We start from the raw sequence: 16,137 nt of genomic DNA, 5'->3' as shown, positions 1-16,137 counted from the left end.
TTTCACTGCAGATTTTCCCTATTTTTTCCTTTTAAAATTAAGTATTATTCTACTAAATAGACAAATTCGTATTTGATGAGACTTTTATTTTATATTATTATATCTTTATTTTTGTTCTCTTGTACCTCCACACCACAGAAACCAGTGGCTAAAAAACCTAACCCTCATTTGAAAAATGAAAATTTGCAAGGGAGTATAAAAACACAATCCTTTATCAATTACATTTTTATAGAGGATTCTCTTACAAGAGAAACAAAACAGATACTGGATTATCAGATCTCATTGACCTATGATGAACAAGGATATGAAATAGAAAATCTCTACCAAAATGATAGCTTACAAGAATATATTACTGCCTATTATGACAAAAACCACAGAAAAATTTCTGAGAACTATATACATAAATTTTTGAAAAACAATATAGTTAAGAGAACTCTCACTAACTATGTTTATGATACTTTAGGGTATGAAACTACACGAATGAAGTATGACTTCTCAGATTCATTAAATGTAATCCATAAGTTTGATACAGAATATGATAAAAACGGAAATATAGCAAATATTACAGAATATGTATATAACGAAGGATCATGGCAGCTTTCCGATAGAATAGTGTACAAATACAATTCAAAAGGATATGAAATAGAAAAGGAATCTTACTATTATTACATGGCATTATGGCTTTTGAAGAATAAGGAAGTCTCCAAATATAAACAAGATTCCTTACTAATAGAAAAGCTCTTCTATAATTATAAAAAGAGTAATATCCCTGATCGTATTCTTTATTCATATAATGATTTACAAAAGGATATTACTTACATCAATACTAAAGATAGTATTACCTCAATGGAGTCTTATTTGTATAACAAACAAGGAGACATTACTAACTATACCGAGTATACTCCTCAAGGATTGGAAAAACAGCGTATATTCTACTTATATACTCCTTATGGTGAAGATTTAGAGGACATTGTCTACAAAGATAATTCAGAGCAAGAAAGAACTATTTATCGATATGATGCAAAAGGAAATTTAACTAAGAAAATTACCTACCAAGGAAATAAAGTAAAATATCTTACAGAAGTAAAATATACTTATTACCAAGCTACGCCTAATTCAAAATAGCAAATTTTAAAACATAATACAATATAAATGACAGAAAAAATCCTATATTTGCATGGATTGGATAGTTGCCTACATGAAGATAGGAGGGAGGTGTTACAGAAATATGGTCAAGTTATTGCTCCCGTTTTTGACTATAAAAATGAACCTCAACTATTTTCACAATTATGTAATGATTACAAGGATGTTATGGCTATTATAGGATCAAGTGCAGGCGGACTTATTGGATACTATTTAGCTCAAAAATTACATAAACCCTGCGCACTCTTTAACCCCGCTCTATCATTTCGCTCGCAATTACCCTTTAGTCCCTTTTGGGATAAAGCCTACAAACAATATATGCTACTGATTATAGGAATACAAGATGATGTTATTCCCTATGAGAAAAGTCTTTCTATTGCTGCAGAGGAAAAAACACCCGAACAAACAATAGATATACACTTAATTCAGAACATGGGACATCTATATCCTATTGAATTTTTTTCAAGAGAATTAAATTTTTTCTTCCATAGAATAAAAACTAATATTTGATTAAAACTTGTAGAGTTTCATGAGATTTCTCTGAAAATCGTCGAAGGTACATGTGGAACAAGGTGGAAGGATCTGTATGATGGAAAGACAGATAAGAGCCCCTTTCTTCTTATGTTCTATTTTACATAATATAAATTATAGGGAAATTTTATATCTACAGAGAAATAGGCTAACTCATAAGAATTAACCTATTCTTCCTCATTCAGTTCTTTTATAAAAAGACTGTCTATTTTCTAAAGACTTCTTTTACTTTTTCACCAATCTTAGCTGGTGAATCTACCACATGAATACCACATTCACGCATGATACGTTTTTTAGCTTCAGCAGTATCTTCACTACCACCTACAATAGCCCCTGCATGCCCCATAGTACGTCCTTTGGGAGCTGTTTCCCCTGCAATAAAGCCAACTACGGGTTTCCTATTACCAGTTTCCTTAATCCAACGAGCGGCTTCTACCTCTAACTGTCCACCAATTTCACCTATCATCACTATAATCTCAGTCTCTGGATCATTCATGAAGAGTTCTATAGCTTCTTTTGTAGTCGTTCCTATAATAGGATCTCCTCCAATTCCTATAGCGGTAGAGATTCCTAATCCTTGTCTGACTACCTGATCTGCGGCTTCATAAGTCAAAGTCCCTGATTTGGAAACAATTCCTACTTCCCCTTTCTTAAATACAAATCCAGGCATAATACCTACTTTTGCTTCTTCAGGAGTAATGACTCCAGGACAGTTAGGTCCTATAAGGCGACAATCTTTATCCTTAATATAAGCGGCTACTTTAACCATATCAGCTACAGGAATTCCTTCAGTAATGGTAATAATCACCTTAATTCCTGCTTCAGCGGCTTCCATAATAGCGTCAGCAGCAAATGCAGGTGGGACAAATATGATAGAGGTGTCTGCTCCTACTTTTGTTACCGCATCCTTTACTGAATTGAAAACAGGCTTTCCTAAGTGTGTTTGTCCTCCTTTGTTCGGAGTTACTCCCCCCACTACATTGGTTCCATATTGAATCATTTGTTCCGCATGGAAAGTTCCTTCACTCCCTGTAAAGCCTTGCACAAGGATTTTTGAATTTTTATTTACTAATACACTCATTGGTTTGAATTTTTTAGAGGACAAAATTACTGATTTATTTTTAATTTTCAAAAGAAAAAGTAAAAATTCTATTCTATGAGAATTAAGATTTTTTTGCTTCTTTCTTAAGAAATATGTATCTTTGCCGTGTATTATAAAATACTTCAAAATTATTGAAATCATCGTCATATAAATAACATTCTATTAATTATTTATCTTTAAAATACTAATTATTAACAAACGTGTTTCCAGAAATTCCCTTAGCTCAACAGATACTCCTTGCTTGTGAAGAGAAAAACATTCACCATATTGTGCTCTCACCAGGTTCACGTAATGCTCCACTAACTATTGGCTTTGCGAGTGACTCCTTTTTCACCACTTATAGTATTGTAGATGAAAGAAGTGCGGGCTTCTTTGCTCTCGGTTTGGCTCAGCAACTGAAAGAACCTGTAATAGTTGTGTGTACCTCTGGTTCCGCCTTATTAAACTATTACCCAGCAGTGAGTGAAGCCTACTATAGTAATATACCTTTAGTGGTTATTAGTGCCGACCGACCTGCTTCAAAAATAGATATAGGTGATGGGCAAACCATACATCAGCAACACGTACTTGCCTTGCACACTGCCTATAATGCAAATCTCTCAGAGGGAAAAGATGATCTTTCTTATAATGAATACTTACTTAATGAAGCTCTTAATACTGCCTTTATTAAGTCCTTACCTATACATATCAATGCTCCTTTTGAGGAACCTTTATACAAAACAATTCCTTCCCCTTCGGTAACTTTTCATAACGAAGCCATAAGAGAACAGAAAATCCCTTTGAGTTCAGAGTATATTGCTCAATTTATAAAAGATTGGATTTTTCCGAAAAAAATGGTACTCATAGGAGTACTCTCTCCCAATGCTATAGCACAATCATGGATAGATTTTCTTAAAAATGATCCCTCTTTATTAGTACTTACTGAGCATACTGCTAATCTTGTAGAATCATCCTTTATAGGTATGATAGATACTTTTCTTACAACTATAGAGAAAAGAAATCTCCAAGAACTCCTGCAGCCTGATATTCTTATTTCCATTGGAGGAATGGTAGTTTCTAAGAAAATAAAAGAATTCCTGCGAAAATACCCTCCTAAAGCTCATTATTACATAGATGAGCATATCGGGTACGATACTTTTTTTGTTCTCACTCATCATTTCAGGACAAATATCAATACTTTTCTTGAGATAGTAGCTCATAATCTCCCCTCTATCACTTCTTCATATAAGAAAATTTGGCTTTCTTTCTATAAGGGAACTCTTGAAAAGAGAACTCAATACTTAGAGAATATTCCTTTTTCGGATATGGATGCTTACCGAACTATATTTGAACGTATTCCTACCCCTTATCATATTCAGATTAGTAACAGTGCTCCTATTCGTTATGCACAACTTTTCAATGCTAAAGCTGGTTGGCAGGTGTATTGTAACCGAGGTACGAGCGGGATAGATGGAAGTACTTCTACAGCTATAGGAGCTAGTGTGGTGAACAACTTACCCACCCTACTTATTACAGGAGATTTAAGTTTCTTCTATAATAGTAATGCTTTATGGTGTAACTATATCCCTAAGAATTTTAAAATCATTATAATAAATAATGCTGGTGGAGGTATTTTTAGGATTTTACCCACTGATAAAAATACCCCTTTCTTTGAGACTTTTCAGGAAACTACTCACTCACTTACTGCAAAGCATCTCTGCACCATGTACGGATTCACTTATTTTCGTGCAAAGAACAAAGAGGAAGTAGTCTCTGCTTTAGAGAAACTCTTTTCTGAAGAAACTAAAACCCCTACCCTATTGGAAATATTAACCCCAAGAGAGCTTAATGACTCTATATTAAAAGATTATTTTAACGCCTTATCATGATACATTATTTAAAAGCCGATGCTACACTCGCACAAACAGAGGGAAAGATCATCATCACTCATATATGCAATGACATAGGAGCTTGGGGAAAAGGATTTGTCTTAGCCCTTTCCAGACGGTGGAAAACTCCTGAAAAACAGTACAAAGATTGGTATAAGCAGAGAGAAGGATTTCATCTTGGGGCTGTTCAATTTGTACAAGTTACTGAAAATATATGGGTTGCCAATATCATTGGGCAGCATAAAATATATGAAGAAAAGGGATTACCTCCTATCCGTTACAATGCTGTTAAGGAGGCTCTACAAAAAGTTGCCGCCTTTGCTATAGAAAAGCAAGCCAGTATACAGATGCCTCGTATGGGGTGTGGTTTAGCGGGTGGATCTTGGGAAAATATTGAGCCCATTATTGAACAAACACTCCTACAGAATGACATAGAAGTGTTTGTATGCGATATTTGAAAAATTTTTAAGTTTTGAATCTTGTTAAGGTTCAAGATAAATCATTATTTTTTACTTCCAAAAGCAAATTCTTGAGAGCAGAGAGATCATCAAGCGTAACAAGTTGTTGCTTGTATTCCTTAAAGTGGGGGATGCCTTTGAAATAATTGGCATAATGCCTACGTGTCTCCAAGATACCTAAGCGTTCTCCTTTCCATTCTACTGCCCAAAGCAAATGTTGAAGAGCTACATCAGCACGCTGTGAAAGTGTTGGAGGGGCTACTTTTTCCCCTGTAGCAAGGTATTGCTTTATCTCATGGAATATCCAAGGATAACCAATAGCAGCCCTACCTATCATAATGCCATCTACTCCATATTTATTTTTATATACTAAGGCTTTTTCTGGAGAATCAATATCACCATTTCCAAAGATAGGAATATGTATACGAGGATTATTCTTTACCTTAGCAATATATGACCAGTCAGAATGTCCTTTGTACATCTGTACACGGGTACGAGCATGGATAGAGAGCGCTTGTATACCTACGTCCTGCAACCGTTCAGCTACTTCTTCTATATTGATGGAATCAGTATCCCAACCCAGTCGTGTTTTGACCGTTACAGGTAGGTTTGTACTTCTCACTACCGCTTTAGCAAGGCGTACCATAAGGTCAATATCCTTCAACACAGCAGCTCCCGCTCCCTTGGCAACCACTTTCTTTACGGGACAACCAAAATTAATATCTACCACATCAGGAGAAACAGTCTCCACAATCCGAGCGGAAAGGGACATAGCCTCCTCATCCCCCCCGAATATCTGTATCCCTACAGGACGTTCATCCTCAAAAATATCTAATTTTTTTCGGCTCTTTATAGCATCACGAATAAGCCCTTCAGAGGAAATGAACTCACTATAGAGCATATCGGCGCCATGGAGCTTACATAATCGGCGAAAAGGAGGATCGCTAACATCCTCCATCGGAGCCAGAAGTAAAGGAAAATCTCCTAAAGGAACTGAGCCTATTTTTACCATTCTTCTTTATAATTCTATATCAAACATTTGAGCCAAATATTGTGCTACTCCATCTTCCTCATGATGTTCTGTAACAGCTTTGGCAACAGCCTTAACTTGGTCACGAGCATTGCCTACAGCGACTCCTAAACCTACTGCTTCGAGCATTTCCTTATCATTATAGTTATCACCAAAAGCAATAGCATCGGAAAGTGAAATATTTTTTTGATGGGATAAAAAAGCCTTAATTCCGGTAAGTTTGGAAACATTTTTTAAGGTAACCTCTATACAAGTGCTTTTTGCTTTATAGAGTTGAAGTTGTTCGCCCATCTGGCTCTGCAAAGCCTGCCACATTACCTCTACCAAGGGGGCTTCTCCCATAAGCATAAGCTTATGAGCTCCTTTATTTTGAGGTCTCCAAAGAGAAAGTACCCTTTCATTGGTCTCTACCGAAGGAGTCGTACAAGTGTTACGCTCTTCGTATACTGCCCAAATATCTCTTTGAGGGACGTACCATTTGTCAAAATTATAGAAGCTAATATGTAACTTACCTAAGGTACACTCTCTATTTAGAGCTACAATTTGCTCACAGAGGGGCAGAGAAATCTCCACAGAGTGAAGCACTTCCCTTTCCCTACCTAGTACTAAAGCACCATTGTATGCGATTAGTGGCATTCCGAGAAGCCCTGCTTTCTCCTGCAGATAGTACATTTGTATAGGCATGCGCGAGGATACAAATATAATGAGCAGACGTTCCTTAAGCTGGGAAATTACTTTAATCGTCCTTGCCGAGAGAGAACGTTGTGCATCAAGGAGTGTACCATCTATATCGGAGAACAAAATTTTATAAGGCATCAAATGATATTAAGTATTTAATATTTTTCTAACAAATCAACTTCAGCAGCACTTAATAGAAAGTTATGCATCTTATAATTTTCTATAAAAGGAGGTAAGTTTTGGCTACCAGGTCCATACATAGCCAGTTCTGTATAATCAGAAGAGTGATCCATACTAATCCATCCTACTGAGGTATATTTCTTTTGCATTTCTGCCAAAAGACGATAAGGAAGTTTTTTATAATTATATAAACCATCCTCCTGCTTACCCTCGGTGTAGTAAGAAAGGATTTCTTTGGCTTGATCTTGAGTGAAAGGGATATTCCCAAGATTATAGGAAAGAAGTTCTCTTACTTGAGAAAGAGAATCTGTAGGATTGATGCTTTGCAAAGTAAAGTCATTAGAATGACGGAAATGTGCTAAGTTATCAAAGTTCTTATTACATTCTTTTCCATAGATGAGTCCAGGATTAGCATTTCCATGATCAGAAGTAATTACCACTAAAGTATTACCGTCTTTTTTAGCAAAGTCAATAGCCACACGAATAGCATCATCAAAAGCTAATTGGTCAAAGAGCAAAGCGCCAATATCATTACCATGTGCAGCCCAATCCACTTTTCCTCCTTCCACTTGTAAAACAAAACCTTTCTTATGATCTGACATCATTTCAATAGCCTTTTGAGTCATCTGTGCTAAGGATGGAATGGTAGCATTTTTGGTAGTACTATTCTCATCAACAGTATAAGGTAAACCATCATTATCAAAAACCCCTAACAGAGGTATATCTTTAGGAGCTGTATTCATTTGAGAAGTATTTTTGACTACAGTATAGCCCTTTGCTACAAACTCAGCATACATGTCACGCTTATCAGAACGTTTCTCTCTGTTGAAGTACTTATCTCCACCTCCTAACATAACATCAAAACGCAAGTCAAGATAATTTTCTGCTATTTTGGGTTGTGCTTTTCGTTGTTTGCTATTGGTACAGAAACCTGCAGGAGTTGCATGAGTAATAGGCACCGTAGTTACGCAGCCTACTTTCTTACCTGCTTTTTTGAATTTTTGTAAAATAGGTGTATATTCTTCACCATTAACCCCTATATTAATCATACCATTGATAATACGGTGTCCGCTTCCCCAAGAAGAACTAGCCGCAGAGGAATCAGTAACAACAGAGCTTGCTGACTGCATATCCATAGAGGCTTTTACGGCGAGTTTCTGTTCATAGAGAGAGAACCAAGCACTGCTATGCCCTAATATCCGCTTGGAATAAAGGTCTGCCATAACTAAAGTACCTACACTCATTCCATCACTAACCATATAGATGATATTCTTTGCTTTTTTACGAGCAAAGGCTTCTGATGCTTGTCCTTGAGCTACAGAAGGGAGGAAAAGGGAACCAAATCCCGCAAATACGGAACTTTTTAAGAATTTTCTTCTTTGCATTATTTCTAATTTTTATAAGTATAAATTATATGTAAATTACTTTTTATTCATTTTTTATTGTTAATTTTACGACAAAACTAGCTCCCTTTCCCTCTTCAGAGGAAAGGGTTATTTCTCCTCCATGAGCACTTACTATATGCCTTACCATTGCTAAACCTAAGCCTGATCCTGCAGTATTTTTAGTGGTAAATTTGGGTTCAAATATACGCTCCTGCAATTCTATGGGAACTCCAGAGCCATTATCCTTTACAATGATATAAACGGCTTTTCCCTCTACAAAAGAAGAAACCTCTATAAGAGGGTCAGCAGTACTTTCTGTAGCATAGAGAGCATTCTTTAAAAGATTGGTTAACATGCGATTCATCTGATTCTTATCAATGGAGAGAAGAATTTCCTCTTGACTACTGGTAAAATGAATATAAGGCAAGTCAAATACGGCAATGGTACGGCGTATAACAGCATTAAGGTCAGCTACCTCTTTCTTCTGGGAAGGCATAGAAACAAAGGCTGAAAAGGCATCTGAAATATCAGAAAGAGTGTCAATGTGCTGAAGGAGCATTTGAGTAAAATCTGCTACTTTCTTCTTCGCACAAGGGTCATTAGGGTCAAATCTACGCTCAAAGTTTTGTACACTCAGGCGCATAGGAGTAAGTGGATTTTTTATCTCATGTGCAATCTGCTTAGCCATATCCTTCCAGGTTTTCTCACGCTCTATCTTAGCAAGAGCTTTCTTACTTTTCTCTATCTCATCTACCATTTCATTGTAGGAAAAGATAAGTTCTCCTATCTCAGTAGTAGTATTCTTAACAATGATTTTTTCATTTTTTCCCAGAAAATGAGTCGTTCGTAATCTTTTTTGTATTTCTTTTAAAGAATGAGTAATATAACGAGAAATAACAAAGGCAACTCCTATTGTTACCAGTAATATCACCGTATATACCCCTCCTAAATTATAAAGGGAATTAAGCAAGAAACCTTCATTAAAAGTATCATTTTCAAAGTGAGGAATATGTAAGATTAGTAAAGGCTTATATTGTAGGTCATTGATATAGGAATAGGAATACTGATAATTGTCCCCCTCAAGAGCTGTTTGAAATACTAACCGCTTATCCATTGAATTGGAAAGAGTGGTAAGAATTGTATCTGAGATGCAATGTAGCTCTTTATTGTCCCTGAGTCCTGCCTGAGAACTTATTAAAAAGGTTCCATTAATGCTATAAAGATTGAAGTTAATATTTTCAATATCAGCAATTCGGTATATTTCTTCCCGAAAGATAAGGGGAATATACCTATCCTCCACAGGAAAAGTAGTTTGTGAGAGCACATAACGTATCTGCATGGCAAGCTGTTCTTCTTTGCGAAGAAGACGTTCATTATGATAAGTACGCGACTGCTTACGATATTGGTAGATGGTTACTATCGCAATGGTGATAAAGGAAAGTATCGTAATACCAATAAGACTCACAAAAATACGAAACCGTAAAGAACGGAAGGACTTCATTCAAGTGATTAATTAAAGTAAAAAATAAATAATCCTAACTTAACATGTGGCAAAGATACGAAAAAAAATGTGCAGATGTATCATCTTTCAATTTTTAACAATTAACATATATGTTAATTAATTACTAATCATTATTTAATTACTCTTTATTTTGTATTTTTGCACCTGATTTCTTGAAGAAGCCTTAATGATTACCGTAAAGAAGATAAATAGCAAAAAAGGGATGCTTGATTTTGTGAAGTTCCCTTTCTCCTTATATAAAAATAGTAAGACATGGGTACCTCCTTTGATTTCAGAGGAATTGACTACCTTTGACCCAGAAAAGAATCCTGCCTTTGAGAACTGTGAAGCTACTTTCTATTTAGCCTATAATGATGAGCATATTGTTGTAGGACGTATAGCCGTGATTATTAATCACTATGAAATTAATCGGGGAGTGCGTAAGGTACGCTTTGGTTGGTTGGATATGATTGATAATATTGAGGTTACTGATGCACTTCTAAAAAAAGCCTTAGATAAAGCATACGAATTAGGACTGGACTATGTGGAGGGACCTATGGGCTTCTCCAATATGGATAAGGTAGGAATACAGACCTTTGGCTTTGAGCATATTGGAAGTATGATTACTTGGACAAACTATCCTTATTATGCCAAACACTTAGAAAAACTTGGTTGGAAAAAAGAAAAGAGCTATGTAGAATCTTTCTTTTATCTCAAGGATGTGGATTTTGAACCTTATAAGAAGGCAGGAGATGTGGTTGAACGCCGTTATGGACTCTCTTACGCTCCTATTAAGACCAATAAGGATATCATTCCTTATGTAGATGAGATGTTTGACCTATTCAATACCTCTTATGCTAATCTCTCTACCTTTATTCCTGTCTCTGAAAAGCAAAAAGAATATTTTAAGGAAAAATATATCCCTTTTGTTCTACCTGAATTTATCAAGTTTATTCTCAATAAGGAGGGTAAAATCATTTGCTTTGCTATTATGATTCCCTCTTTTTCTAAAGCATTACAAAAAGCGCGAGGAAAGTTTTTCCCTTTTGGTTTCTATCACCTATGGAAAGCCCGCCGGAATCCTAAAATATTAGAGTTTTATCTTATCGGTATCAGTCCTGAGTATCAATCCAAAGGAGTCCCTGCTATGCTCTTTCGTGATTGCTATTTACTCTTCAAAGAAAAAGGAGTAGAACAATTTATCATCACCCCTGAACTAGAGGATAATATCGTAGTTCAGAGACTTTGGAAAAACTTCAATCCCACTACTTTTAGCCGTAGATCTACCTACAAAAAAGCCATAGTAAAAGGTAAAAAATAGAAAATTTGCAATAATGAGGGATAATTATCACTATCACTACTTGCGATATGAGTACAAAACAATGGATAAAGGAAGGTTTTTATAACTTTCTATACCTTTAAAAGATATTATTATGAGCCGCTATATATTCCTTTTGGGAGTTTTTTTGCTTATGAGTTGTCAGAAAAAACAGATACAACTTCCACAAGTACAAGAAGCTAAAATCACTCAAATAGAGGATTATTCTGAGGTATATATCTTTTATGAAGAGAGAACCGGATCAGCAAAGCTCAACCCTAATGGACTGATAAGTTCCACACATTGGGTATTCCATATTGATAAAAGAAATACACTTGGAAAGGTAGCCAAGTATCTTATCTTTTTACAGGAGAAAAAAAGAAACCCGAGAAACCCACATCACAATCCAAATTCACATAACTATTGGTCAGTGGCGGATATACCTCATCAGCGCTTAGGGTTTATTGATTTTACAGAAAATACTTTCTTACCTTATGCTCCACAAACAGCTTTCAAGGAATCTGAGCCTCTTATCTTTGCTTACCCTGATGGTTTTCGGCTTAAGAAGGACAGTGTAGAAAAAAGATCTTGGGAAGAGTCTGATGTATTGAAAAATACTTCTTACACTTGGATATTCAGTGGAGATATGTCCTTTCAACAGTTCATAGATATTTACGATAACAGGCTCTATCAATCCATTGGTAATTCCATCTCTCCTATTTATATTACAGATATTGCTAAATAGAATTTATTTTCAGCCTCATATTATTAATACTTAATTGACTATTAAAAATGTTGCAATCCTTTGATTTCTTGAATTTTACTTTTGTTGACCTCTTGGATATTGTTTTAGTGGGCTTGATGTTATATTACATTTATCGCTTGCTCAGGGGGACAGTTGCCATTAGTATCTTCTTAGGTATTGTTATTATCTTTATCATTTGGAAACTCACCCAAATCATTGGAATGGATTTGCTCAGTGGTATTTTGGGACAGTTCATTGGTATGGGATTCTTTGCTTTGATTGTCGTTTTCCAACAGGAAATACGTAAGTTTCTATTGGTATTAGGGTCTACTAATGTCATCAATAGTAAGAATTTCTTGAAAAAGTTTTCTTTTCTAAAAAAGACTACCGAAAATACTGCCATTGCACACATGTGTGAAACTTTAGTTTCTGCCTGTAGAAAAATGGGAGAAGATCGTACAGGAGCACTAATTATCTTAGAGCGCAATCAATCCTTAGAGTTTGTCCGTGCCACAGGCGATAAGATGAATATTGAACTAAACCAACCTATCCTAGAGAGTATTTTCTACAAAAATAGTCCACTCCATGATGGAGCAATTATCGTACAAGATGGCTTTATCATAGCCACTCGCGTGATCCTGCCTGTAGTAAGTCAAAGTGTAATCCCAAAGGAATACGGTCTTAGACACCGTGCTGCTGTTTCCATCACCGAGAAAACAGATGCACTAGCTTTAGTGGTTTCAGAGGAAACAGGGAAAATATCCTATATCAACAATGGTGAATTTGTCCCTTATGGCACCGATAGTGAACTGGTAACCCTCCTAACTGAAGAACTTTCCAAATGATACGTGAGGATTTTTTACAATATCTCTGGGCTGAGCACCTGCTCCCAGATTCTCCTCTTCAACTTTCCAATGGAGAGAATTTGAATATTCTTTCCTATGGAGAGACTAACCCTTACGGTGGACCTGATTTTTTCAATGCACACCTACGTATGGGTACGCTCCAGTGGGCAGGCAATGTGGAACTACATACAGCTTCTTCCCAATGGTATGCACATCATCATGAGCAAGATCCATCTTATGGGAATGTAATTCTTCATGTGGTATGGGAACATGATGTAGAAGTATTTGATTTTCAGCAGAACATCATCCCCACTTTAGAACTCAAGCCCATCATTTCTGATGATTTAGTAGAAAAATATACTCATTTGCAACAAGCACAAGCTTCCTTTATCCCTTGTGAGGAAAAGATTCCTTCTCTCCATAACAATATTATTACCAATTGGTTAAACAAGCTCTATACAGAACGACTCCAAGAGAAGGCACAGCCTATACTTACCCTTTTACAAGAGACCCAACAGGACTGGGAAGCTGTTTTTTTTCTAAAATTACTTAAAAGTTTTGGAGGCAATATCAACGGAGAAGCCTTTTGGGAAGCAGGTAAGCAACTCCCCTTCTCAGTGATCCGCAAGCAAATGCATGAACTTCCTCAGCTTGAAGCTCTTCTAATGGGACAGTTACGCTTATTGGAGGCTACCAATATCAACTGTCCGTACTACCAATCCCTCCAGCAAGAATATCAATACTTAGTCCATAAGCATACACTCCCTCCTGTCTTCTTCAAAGTACAATTTGCCAAACTGCGTCCGCCTAACTTCCCTACTATTCGCTTGGCACAGATAGCGGCGCTGTATCATCAAGAGCTGTCATTATTTGATAAGTGTATGTCCTTGGACTCTTACCACAAAGCTCTTGACTTGTTTGGAAAAATTACTCCTTCCTCCTATTGGAAAAACCATTTTTCCTTTGGGAAAGAGAGCAAAGAAAGCAGCAAGCGTATTACCCCTGCACAGATAGCTAATCTGTGGATTAATACCATCGTTCCCATGCAGTACGCCTTTGCCCGCTCCCGAGGTAAAGACATCTTAGCCGACTGCAAAGCAAAGATGCGCACCACCCCCGCTGAACACAATAGCATATTAGAACGCTGGGAAAAGCTCCTTTTACCCAATACCAATGCCTTGGAAAGCCAAGCCATCCTCCAGCTATATAAGAAATATTGTAACAAACATGCTTGTATGACTTGCCAAGTAGGCAAAGCACTTCTAAAAAAGTAACCTATGAATACGACCTTTACCTCCATACGCGTCTTCTTTGAACGCAATGGCTTCAATGTCTCCACACGTATTGCCGAACGTCTTGGCTTACGCGTGAAGTATGTCCGCCTATTCTTTATTTATATCAGTTTTATCTTTGGTGCAGGCTTTGGACTTTACTTCGCCTTCGCCTTCGCCCTGAAAATCAAAGATCTGATCCGACGAAAACGCAGCTCTGTGTTTGACCTTTAAAAGTGAAAAGCGAAGAGTGAAATTTGTCATTGGTCACTTGTCATTAATTTTGTATCTTTGTCCTCCATTTACGTGTTATGAAAGTGAGTACTGCATAACAAATAAAATAATGAAAAATGAAATCTATATTTACTCCCGAACAAGAAAAATTGGCAGACATTATATTAGAAAACAATCATCTATCTCCTTTGAACGAGCTATACTCCAAAGAAATAAAAGAATTAGCTGTAATATGGTCTTATTATTCAGGAAAAATAGAAGGAAATACCTATAGCTTTGTTGAAACAGAAACTTTACTTAAAGATGATATCACTTCTCCTAAGAGATATGAAGATGCAAAAATGTTAAAAAATTTATACAACACTTTTATAGCTGAAGTACAATATATAAAAAACGGGAATAAAGAAATCATAGACAAAAGATTCCTTTTAGAGGTACATTCAACCCTTATTTCAGACTTGGTAGATAATAGAGAAAGAGGTATCATAAGAAGAAGACCCGTTCGTATTATGGGAACAGACTATACACCCCCTCAGTCAGAATTTGAAATAGAAGATAAGTTAAATGAAATAATAGATACTCAAAAGGACATCTCTAACCCTTTAGAAAAAGCTATCTATTTACATTGTAACTTAGCCAAATTACAACCTTTTATAGATGGAAATAAAAGAACAGCAAGATTAGTAGAAAGTGTTGCCTTAATGAATGAAGATATCATACCTATTTTTTCTACAAATAATGTAGATATTAATAACTATCGTACAGGGGTGTTACATTTCTATGAAACAGGAGATTATACTGTCTATGCAAATTACTTTTTAGAAAACAAAATCAATTATCTACAAAAATTCACAGAGAAAAATTTGCTTGAGAATATAAAGGAAAGAAAACAATAATTCTTAAAAAACAGGAAGTAATTCTTCCTGTTTTTTATCTTAAAGGAACTTAGCTATCAGAATATTTATGACTCTTATCTCACATTTCAAAACTAACAAATACTCCATTATGATCGGACATATACTTACCTTCTTCAGAGAAGTGATCCCAAGCGCCTACCTGATATCCTTTTACCTTCCTTATAAGAGAGTTGGAGATACAAATATGATCAATATTGTTTCTCACCTTATGTTTGATAGGGTCAATATGTAAGAAAGAAGAAAGATCACACTCTGTTATACAAGTCAAATCCAATTGGCTAAGATAGTCAGAAAGTATCTGCCTTACTTTTTCAGTACCATATCCTTGATTATTATATCTACTTTGATTGAAATCTCCCTTTATAAGTATAGGCAAGCCCTCTTGCTCAAGAATACGACCCCATTCTTTAGCTTGTTGGTGCAAATCTTTTTCATGATATTCCCATTGTTTATAGCCCAAGCACCCATACCTCACCCCCGATACTCCTGCTTGATGATAGGGAATAATAGTTCCAAATACAATCACCTTTCCAAAAGGAGTTTCTACAACAGCACAAGTTGTCCGAAAATTATCAAAAGTCTCTATCTGTTTAGTGATTTTCCATTTAGAAAAAATAGAGACCCAGTGTTCTTCTGGAGTCCTTTCATAAGCTAATGAATGTATAGAAAAAGGATATAGTTCAGCCAATGATATACTGACAGCACTTTCAGTAAGGACTAAGATATCTGCATTAACCTCTTTGATTTCCTCCATAACAAGAGCTGTTTTCTCTGTTCCTTTTTTAGGGCGTTCTACATTCCAAGTGGCTATTTTATACATAACAAAAAGAATTATTTTTATTAGCCACAAATATACAAAATTAATTGTTATTTTTCCGCACTGATTTAGCAGTAAATGTAAGTTTGATTACTAAGTTAAATTCTGAGTTTG

The 16,137-nt window shown here is 35.9% G+C and carries 16 protein-coding genes; 10 read left to right on the top strand and 6 right to left on the bottom strand.

Going from position 1 to position 16,137, the window contains the following annotated elements:
• The first annotated feature begins 75 nt into the window (after nucleotides 1-75).
• Both HMPREF9071_RS06385 and HMPREF9071_RS06380 read left to right on the top strand, forming a co-directional pair.
• Nucleotides 76-1,125, top strand: a complete 1,050-nt coding sequence (locus tag HMPREF9071_RS06385; RefSeq protein ID WP_117601734.1) for a sugar-binding protein — start codon at nucleotides 76-78, stop codon at nucleotides 1,123-1,125.
• Between the two features lie 27 nt (nucleotides 1,126-1,152).
• A complete protein-coding gene (locus HMPREF9071_RS06380) occupies nucleotides 1,153-1,653 on the top strand; it encodes a YqiA/YcfP family alpha/beta fold hydrolase (RefSeq protein WP_009745780.1) in 501 nt (166 codons plus the stop codon).
• 226 nt (nucleotides 1,654-1,879) lie between these two features.
• Here the strand turns inward: HMPREF9071_RS06380 and sucD are convergent, their stop codons facing one another.
• Nucleotides 1,880-2,755, bottom strand: coding sequence for a succinate--CoA ligase subunit alpha (gene sucD / locus HMPREF9071_RS06375; protein WP_040358056.1), 876 nt, complete (start codon nucleotides 2,753-2,755; stop codon nucleotides 1,880-1,882).
• A gap of 221 nt (nucleotides 2,756-2,976) precedes the next feature.
• On the opposite strand from sucD, the gene menD reads away from it, so the two are divergent.
• Together menD and HMPREF9071_RS06365 are read left to right on the top strand one after the other, a co-directional pair.
• Nucleotides 2,977-4,644: a 2-succinyl-5-enolpyruvyl-6-hydroxy-3-cyclohexene-1-carboxylic-acid synthase gene (gene menD / locus HMPREF9071_RS06370; RefSeq protein WP_009745778.1), complete on the top strand. Its 1,668-nt coding sequence runs from the start codon at nucleotides 2,977-2,979 to the stop codon at nucleotides 4,642-4,644.
• Complete coding sequence (locus HMPREF9071_RS06365; RefSeq protein ID WP_009745777.1) at nucleotides 4,641-5,102, top strand: macro domain-containing protein; 462 nt, start codon at nucleotides 4,641-4,643, stop codon at nucleotides 5,100-5,102. Before menD ends, HMPREF9071_RS06365 begins: the two co-directional genes overlap by 4 nt.
• A 31-nt stretch (nucleotides 5,103-5,133) precedes the next feature.
• Here HMPREF9071_RS06365 and dusB read toward each other — a convergent pair whose 3' ends face one another.
• Genes dusB through HMPREF9071_RS06345 form a run of 4 tightly spaced genes read right to left on the bottom strand, consistent with a single transcriptional unit; the run spans nucleotide 5,134 to nucleotide 9,876 of the window.
• On the bottom strand, nucleotides 5,134-6,114 hold the full coding sequence (gene dusB / locus HMPREF9071_RS06360; RefSeq protein ID WP_009745776.1) for a tRNA dihydrouridine synthase DusB: 981 nt from the start codon (nucleotides 6,112-6,114) through the stop codon (nucleotides 5,134-5,136).
• Nucleotides 6,115-6,120: 6 nt separating this feature from the next.
• Nucleotides 6,121-6,948 (bottom strand): Cof-type HAD-IIB family hydrolase, encoded by an 828-nt coding sequence (locus HMPREF9071_RS06355; protein WP_009745775.1) that lies wholly within the window; start codon nucleotides 6,946-6,948, stop codon nucleotides 6,121-6,123.
• A 17-nt stretch (nucleotides 6,949-6,965) separates the two neighbouring features.
• On the bottom strand, nucleotides 6,966-8,375 hold the full coding sequence (locus HMPREF9071_RS06350; protein WP_009745774.1) for an alkaline phosphatase: 1,410 nt from the start codon (nucleotides 8,373-8,375) through the stop codon (nucleotides 6,966-6,968).
• A gap of 43 nt (nucleotides 8,376-8,418) precedes the next feature.
• A complete protein-coding gene (locus HMPREF9071_RS06345) occupies nucleotides 8,419-9,876 on the bottom strand; it encodes an ATP-binding protein (RefSeq protein WP_009745773.1) in 1,458 nt (485 codons plus the stop codon).
• Nucleotides 9,877-10,063: 187 nt separating this feature from the next.
• On the opposite strand from HMPREF9071_RS06345, the gene HMPREF9071_RS06340 reads away from it, so the two are divergent.
• The 6 genes from HMPREF9071_RS06340 (at nucleotide 10,064) to HMPREF9071_RS06315 (ending at nucleotide 15,185) form a co-directional block, all read left to right on the top strand.
• Nucleotides 10,064-11,197: an N-acetyltransferase gene (locus HMPREF9071_RS06340; RefSeq protein WP_009745772.1), complete on the top strand. Its 1,134-nt coding sequence runs from the start codon at nucleotides 10,064-10,066 to the stop codon at nucleotides 11,195-11,197.
• Between the two features lie 112 nt (nucleotides 11,198-11,309).
• Nucleotides 11,310-11,939 (top strand): hypothetical protein, encoded by a 630-nt coding sequence (locus tag HMPREF9071_RS06335; RefSeq protein WP_009745771.1) that lies wholly within the window; start codon nucleotides 11,310-11,312, stop codon nucleotides 11,937-11,939.
• 47 nt (nucleotides 11,940-11,986) lie between these two features.
• Nucleotides 11,987-12,784: a diadenylate cyclase CdaA gene (cdaA, locus tag HMPREF9071_RS06330; RefSeq protein WP_009745770.1), complete on the top strand. Its 798-nt coding sequence runs from the start codon at nucleotides 11,987-11,989 to the stop codon at nucleotides 12,782-12,784.
• Nucleotides 12,781-14,058 carry a DUF2851 family protein gene (locus HMPREF9071_RS06325; RefSeq protein WP_009745769.1) on the top strand — a complete coding sequence of 426 codons (1,278 nt, stop codon included), beginning with the start codon at nucleotides 12,781-12,783 and terminating at the stop codon, nucleotides 14,056-14,058. Before cdaA ends, HMPREF9071_RS06325 begins: the two co-directional genes overlap by 4 nt.
• A 3-nt stretch (nucleotides 14,059-14,061) precedes the next feature.
• Nucleotides 14,062-14,289, top strand: coding sequence for a PspC domain-containing protein (locus tag HMPREF9071_RS06320; RefSeq protein WP_009745768.1), 228 nt, complete (start codon nucleotides 14,062-14,064; stop codon nucleotides 14,287-14,289).
• 116 nt (nucleotides 14,290-14,405) lie between these two features.
• Entirely contained in the window at nucleotides 14,406-15,185 is a 780-nt protein-coding gene (locus HMPREF9071_RS06315; protein ID WP_009745767.1) for a Fic family protein, read from the top strand.
• 79 nt (nucleotides 15,186-15,264) lie between these two features.
• On the opposite strand, the gene HMPREF9071_RS06310 is transcribed toward HMPREF9071_RS06315, so the two are convergent.
• On the bottom strand, nucleotides 15,265-16,026 hold the full coding sequence (locus tag HMPREF9071_RS06310; RefSeq protein ID WP_009745766.1) for an endonuclease/exonuclease/phosphatase family protein: 762 nt from the start codon (nucleotides 16,024-16,026) through the stop codon (nucleotides 15,265-15,267).
• Between the last annotated feature and the right edge of the window lie 111 nt (nucleotides 16,027-16,137).

It is taken from the genome of Capnocytophaga sp. oral taxon 338 str. F0234, assembly GCF_000192225.1.
GTDB lineage: Bacteria > Bacteroidota > Bacteroidia > Flavobacteriales > Flavobacteriaceae > Capnocytophaga.
This window is presented reverse-complemented; position numbering and strand designations above follow the sequence as displayed.

Coding starts and splice junctions, on each gene's coding strand:
- HMPREF9071_RS06385 (WP_117601734.1), top strand. CDS start 76: ATGAGACTTTTATTTTATATTATTATATCTTTATTTTTGTTCTCTTGT.
- HMPREF9071_RS06345 (WP_009745773.1), bottom strand. CDS start 9,876: ATGAAGTCCTTCCGTTCTTTACGGTTTCGTATTTTTGTGAGTCTTATT.
- HMPREF9071_RS06365 (WP_009745777.1), top strand. CDS start 4,641: ATGATACATTATTTAAAAGCCGATGCTACACTCGCACAAACAGAGGGA.
- cdaA (WP_009745770.1), top strand. CDS start 11,987: ATGTTGCAATCCTTTGATTTCTTGAATTTTACTTTTGTTGACCTCTTG.
- HMPREF9071_RS06350 (WP_009745774.1), bottom strand. CDS start 8,375: ATGCAAAGAAGAAAATTCTTAAAAAGTTCCGTATTTGCGGGATTTGGT.
- dusB (WP_009745776.1), bottom strand. CDS start 6,114: ATGGTAAAAATAGGCTCAGTTCCTTTAGGAGATTTTCCTTTACTTCTG.
- HMPREF9071_RS06340 (WP_009745772.1), top strand. CDS start 10,064: ATGATTACCGTAAAGAAGATAAATAGCAAAAAAGGGATGCTTGATTTT.
- HMPREF9071_RS06325 (WP_009745769.1), top strand. CDS start 12,781: ATGATACGTGAGGATTTTTTACAATATCTCTGGGCTGAGCACCTGCTC.
- HMPREF9071_RS06380 (WP_009745780.1), top strand. CDS start 1,153: ATGACAGAAAAAATCCTATATTTGCATGGATTGGATAGTTGCCTACAT.
- sucD (WP_040358056.1), bottom strand. CDS start 2,755: ATGAGTGTATTAGTAAATAAAAATTCAAAAATCCTTGTGCAAGGCTTT.
- HMPREF9071_RS06315 (WP_009745767.1), top strand. CDS start 14,406: ATGAAATCTATATTTACTCCCGAACAAGAAAAATTGGCAGACATTATA.
- HMPREF9071_RS06355 (WP_009745775.1), bottom strand. CDS start 6,948: ATGCCTTATAAAATTTTGTTCTCCGATATAGATGGTACACTCCTTGAT.
- HMPREF9071_RS06335 (WP_009745771.1), top strand. CDS start 11,310: ATGAGCCGCTATATATTCCTTTTGGGAGTTTTTTTGCTTATGAGTTGT.
- HMPREF9071_RS06320 (WP_009745768.1), top strand. CDS start 14,062: ATGAATACGACCTTTACCTCCATACGCGTCTTCTTTGAACGCAATGGC.
- HMPREF9071_RS06310 (WP_009745766.1), bottom strand. CDS start 16,026: ATGTATAAAATAGCCACTTGGAATGTAGAACGCCCTAAAAAAGGAACA.